This window comes from Actinocorallia lasiicapitis (genome assembly GCF_054778695.1).
The window spans coordinates 1-5222 of the sequence record NZ_BAAGZI010000399.1; the positions used below are offsets into that span (position 1 = coordinate 1).

General features: G+C 72.7%; 3 protein-coding genes. All 3 read right to left on the reverse strand.

Going from position 1 to position 5222, the window contains the following annotated elements:
* Positions 1–2648 (reverse strand): GTPase family protein (locus ACYVE7_RS28650; protein ID WP_460368944.1); only part of this gene is annotated, 2648 nt, incomplete at its 3' end.
* Positions 2645–4396: a GTPase family protein gene (locus ACYVE7_RS28655; protein WP_460368946.1), complete on the reverse strand. Its 1752-nt coding sequence runs from the start codon at positions 4394–4396 to the stop codon at positions 2645–2647. The genes ACYVE7_RS28655 and ACYVE7_RS28650, both read right to left, overlap by 4 nt.
* On the reverse strand, positions 4393–5222 hold an 830-nt coding region (gene cobA, locus ACYVE7_RS28660; protein ID WP_460368947.1), incomplete at its 5' end, for a uroporphyrinogen-III C-methyltransferase. The genes ACYVE7_RS28655 and cobA, both read right to left, overlap by 4 nt.

The following is a 5222-nucleotide window of genomic DNA, read 5'->3' on the forward strand; positions in this document are numbered from 1 at the left end:
CCGGCGGTGACACCGTCGGTGACGCCGTCCAGCGCGGTGTCGACATCGCCCTGCTGGGCGCCGACCGGGCCGCTGAACGAGCCGCGCAGCTCGTCCCGCAGCTCGGTGAGGCGCATCAGGCGCAGCGGGTCGCGGCGGAGTTTGCGGGCCCAGCGGGCCAGCGGCCACCCCACATAGTCGGAGGCGCGCAGCTCGTAGGCGCTCTCCATCGCCTCGGCGACGGCGGGCACCCCGGCCGCGACGGTCAGGGCGTCCACCAGCGATTCGCGACGCGCCGGATCGACCTCGGCGGGCGGAGGCTCCTCCCCCACCAGGTCGCCGAAACGCTCGACGACCTTGTCGAGGTCGGCGGCGAGCCGGTCGGAACGGGCGTTCCTGGAGGCGACGGTCTCGGCGAGGACGGCGCGCAGGTCGTCCACCCCGCCCTTCGCGACGGCGGACGTGGTGATGATCCGCGGGTCGGCCAGCCCTTCGGCTTCGAGGAGCCGTCGCAGGTCGGACACGCAGTCCTTGACCTCGGCGGGCTGCAGCCGGTCGATCTGGTTGAGCACGATCAGGGTGACGGCGGCGTGCCGCGCGAACGGCACGATGTAGTCGCGGTGCAGGGCGGCGTCGGCGTACTTCTGCGGGTCGACGACCCAGATCAGCAGGTCGGCGACGGCCGTGAACCGGTCGACTTCCGCCCGGTGCAGGGCTTGGATCGAGTCGTGGTCGGGCAGGTCGAGCAGCACCAGCCCGCGCAGCGACCCTTCGGCCCGCGGCCCCGACCTGTCGAGCGCGCTGGCCCGGGCGAACCGGTACCGCTTGTCGACGTCCAGCCAGTCCAGCAGCGGCGCGGCCCCGTCCAGCCCCCACACGCAGGCGTGGGCCGCCGACGTCATCGGCCGGCGCATCCCCGTCGGCGAGAGCTCCAGCCCGCACACGGCGTTGAACAGCGAGGACTTCCCCGACCCGGTGCCTCCGGCGAGCGTCACGACGGTGTGTTCGCCGGACAGCCCCATCCGTTCCCCGGCCCGCGCCAGAACCCCGGCCGCGTCCTCGAGCAGCCCTTCGTCCACCCGCCCGACCCCGAGCGACACAAGCCGCCCCAACGCCTCAAGCCGCCCCCCCAGCCCCACCACCTCGACCGAAACCCCACCCACTTCCGAACCTTCATCGCTCACACCATCCGAAACACCGTCCTTGGACAGGGCGTCCTCGACATCCCCAGGCGCGGAATCCGACCGTCCTGCAGCCCCGCTCAGGACGTCCTCGGCCTCCAGGGGCGCAACTGCTGCCTGGCCGTCGGCACCGTCCTCGGACGTGATGGTCTCGGCATCGTCCTGGGCGGCATCTGTCGGCTCGGCACCGTTCTTGCGGGGAGCGGGCTCGACGTTCGGACGCTCGGCGGGTGCTTGCTCGTCGCCACCGTCGTTTGACGGGATCTGGGCGTCGGCGCTCGCGGGAGCCGTCTGTTCGTCGGCGTCCGGGAGCAGGGCGTCGTCCGTGTTCGGGGGCTCGGGTGCCGGGTCGTCGGCGCCGGTCTTGGACTGGGTGTTCTCGGCGTCGCCGGGTGCGGGCTTCGGCTGGTCGTCCGTCGGGGTGTCGAGGCTGTCGGTGTCGTTCTGGTGTTCGCCGGGATCGGCATCGGAGGGGCCCTGGACGGAGTCGTCGTCGGCCTGGGGGGCTTCGGGTGATGGTGTTTCGTTCGGGAGGTCGCCGAGTTCGGTGGGTTGAGCGGCTGCGGGGTCGCTCGGGTCGGCTTCGGCCGCCTCGTCGGCAGGCTCTGCCGGTGCCGGGGCGGCGGGGGCGCTCGGCGGGGTCTCGTCCGTGGGGAGCGGGGATGAGGTGTCTGCGGGCTTGGGTGACTGGGCGACGTCGGGGGTTTCCCGGGGTTCGTCCTTGTCCGCGGGCTCGGAGAGGGGGGTGGCGGACGTGAGGGGGGCGTCTTCGGACGGGGCGGCGGGCTCGGACGACGCGACAGAGTCAGGGCTTGCCGGGGGTTCGTTCGGGTCAGCGGTGGGCGCGGGGGCGTCGGAGGGAGCCGGGAGCTGTTCCGCGGTGGGCGCGGCCTCGGGGGCGCCGGCGGGGGGCTCGTCGGCGGGGAGCGCAGGCGGCTCGGGTGCGGTCGGCGGGGGGTCCGCGGTCGGCTCGGGGGGTTCCGGGGCGTTCGCGGGGGGCTCGGCGAAGAGGCGGGTGAGGGGTTCCGTGGTGGTGATGCGGGGGGTGGAGGAGAGGCGGGGGGAGCCCAGGCCGAGGGTGTCGGCCGGGTCGATGGAGGAGGCGTCGAACGGGGTGCGGCGGGGCGGGGACGGCGGGGTGGTGTCTTCGGGGTGCATGGTGGTGGCGGACCCATCGGTGGTGGGCGCGGAGGCGTCGGCGGGCTCGGACGGGGTGGTGTCCTGGGCGTCGGCCGGTTCGGCTTCGTCCGGTGATCCGGGCACGCCGGGGGCCGGCGGGGCGGCGAAGTAGACGCCGTCGCTGAGCGGCGGGGCGGGGGCGACGGCCGGGAAGGTCTCGGTGGGGGCGTCCCAGGTGGACAGCGGGCCCAGGCCGAGCGGGTCGTCGGCGTCGATCGGGGACGCGTCGAACGACGGCCGGGTGCGCGGCGGCCGGTCGTCGGAGCTCGGGGCCTTCTCGGATTCCGGGTCGGAATCGGGAGCGGTCATCGGGCGACCTCAAGGTTGTACGTGGCCTGGTAGAGGGCCACGGCCGTGGCTTCGTCCGGAATGTCGGCCTGGTCGAGGGCCTGGGTGAAGCGGAGGCTCTCCTCGTCCATCAGCATGGTGATCCGTGCGCGCAGGTCCGCTTTGGCCTTCGCGGACATGCCGCGCAGCGACTCCGCGCCGAACAGCGACTTGAGCAGCCGTTGCGGGACGGCGCTGGTGCCGCCCTCGACGACGACGTCGCTGGTGCCGTAGCCGAGGATCCCGACCATCAGCACGACCGACAGCGCCTCGGAGTCGAAGCTGACGAGCTTGGCGATCGACCGCTTGATCACGCCTTCGTTGTGCACGAGCTCCAGGACGTGGTCCTGCCACCCGCTGACCGTCCGGGTGACGCGCCGTGCCAGTTCCGGCGAGGCGGTGCCCAGCACGGGCGCCTTGTCGCCGAGCACGAAATCGCCCGCCGGATCGGCCTGCCAGCGGGCGACGGCCTGCTCGGCGCCCTGCTCGGCAGCGGAAATGATCAACGATTCGAGGGCGGCGCGCAGCGCGGCCTTCAGGGCCCGCACCCGGGGCGCGGAGCGGCGGCGGCGCGTCGACGGCTTCGGCTCGTCCTTGCCGCGCCGCACGTGGAGCGCCCGCAGCAGGTCGCCCGTCCCGGCGAAGTCCTGCCAGCGGGCGAGGACCTCACCCTGGAGGAGTGCCCCGTTACGGGTGGCTTCGTCGAGTTCGGCGAGGGCCGTCGAGTAGGCGGAGTCGACGATCCGGGCGAGATCGTCGCGCCGGTCGACCTGCTCCTCGATCTGGCGGGCGAGCGCCGGGATCCTGGTCCGGAACGAGTCGAGCACCCCGCCGAGCGTCTCGGTGATCACTTCGTCGCGGACTTCGAGATCGTCGACGAACCCCATCAGCCAGGCGCGGATGTCCGCGATGTCGTCTTCGGGCAGGCGGGATTCGACGATCGTGGTCTCCGGGATGTCGAACCGGGGCGCCGCGCCGAAACCGCGCTCCTCGAGCATCTCGCCGAAGTGGTCGGCGACCTCCTGGCCGGGGCCCGGCTGGACGCGCGAGAGCACGACCCCGAGCGACGCGCCCTGCTCGCGGGAGCGCTGCAGCATCCGCCAGACCTGGGCGTCGGCGTAGCGGGCGGCGGTCGTCACGCAGATCCACAGATCGGCGGCGGCCATCAGCTTGGTGGCGAACTCGTAGTGGTCGTCGAAGAGCGAGTCGAAGTCGGGGCTGTCGAGCAGGGCGATGCCGCGCGGCACGGCCTCCGTCCTGATCACGACGAGCTGGTCGCCGACGACGGCGTCGGGCGCGGGGCCCTCGACCCGTCCCATGGTCGGGACGACGCCGGGCGGCTTCTCGTCCGTCCCCATGAACCATTCGAAATTGTCAGGGTGGCAGACCAGGATGGGGCTGGAGGTCGTGGGACGCAGCACGCCGGTGCCGGAGACTCGCGCGCCGACGATGCTGTTGACCAGCGTGGACTTGCCCGCGCCGGTCGAGCCGCCGAGGACTGCCAGCAGCGGGGTCGCCGCCGCCCGCACCCGCGGCAGCACATAGTCGTCGAGCTGGTCGCGGATCTCCTTCGCCGCCAGGCGGGCCTCCGGCGCGCCGGGAACGTCGAGGGTGAAACGCAGCGCGTCGATCTGGTCGCGCAGCTCGGCGAGGAGTCGGCTCAGTGGAGCCGAACCCTCCATCGGGCTGTCCGCTTGCGTCAGCGCGCTCTGGTCCGCCGGGGATGTCACGGATCCCGCCCTATATCCGCCGTCAACTTGCCGAACTCCTGAGCCACCCGCACGACGTCGCCGACCACGACGATCGCCGGTGGACGCACTCCTTGCGCCGTCATATCGTCCGCAACCGCCGCCAGGGTCGTGTGGAGCGTCCGCTGGGTGGGGAGGGTGCCATCGGAGATAACGGCCACGGGAGTGTCAGTCGCCCGACCATAGCGCATGAGAGCGTCAGCTATCAGACGCATTCGCTCGACCGCCATCATCAGGATGAGCGTGCCGTTGTTGGACGCCAGGGTCGGCCAGTCGACGGTCGAGTCGGGGTGCCCCGGCGGCACGTGCGCCGAGACCACATGGAACTCCTGGGCGACGCCCCGATGCGTCACCGGGATGCCCGCGTAGGCGGGGGCCGCGAGCGAGCTGGAGATCCCCGGGACGACCGTCACGGGGATGCCGTGCGCCGCGCAGTACAGGGCTTCTTCGCCGCCGCGGCCGAAGACGAAGTTGTCGCCGCCTTTCAGCCTGACCACGAACTTGCCCTGCTTGGCGTGGTCGACCAGCGCTTCGTTGATCTTGTCCTGGTGGAGGGCGCGGCCGTAGGGGATCTTGGCGGCGTCGATCACTTCGACGTCGGGGGCCAGCTCGTCCAGGAGCGTGCGGGGGCCCAGCCGGTCGGTGACCACGACGTCGGCCTGGGCGAGGAGCTGGCGGCCGCGGACCGTGATCAGGCCGGGGTCGCCGGGCCCGCCGCCGCCCAGGGCCACGCCCACGGGCTTCTTGCGGGAGTGGCGGGCTTCCAGGGTGGCGTCGCGCAGGCCGTCGACGATCGCGTCGCGGATCC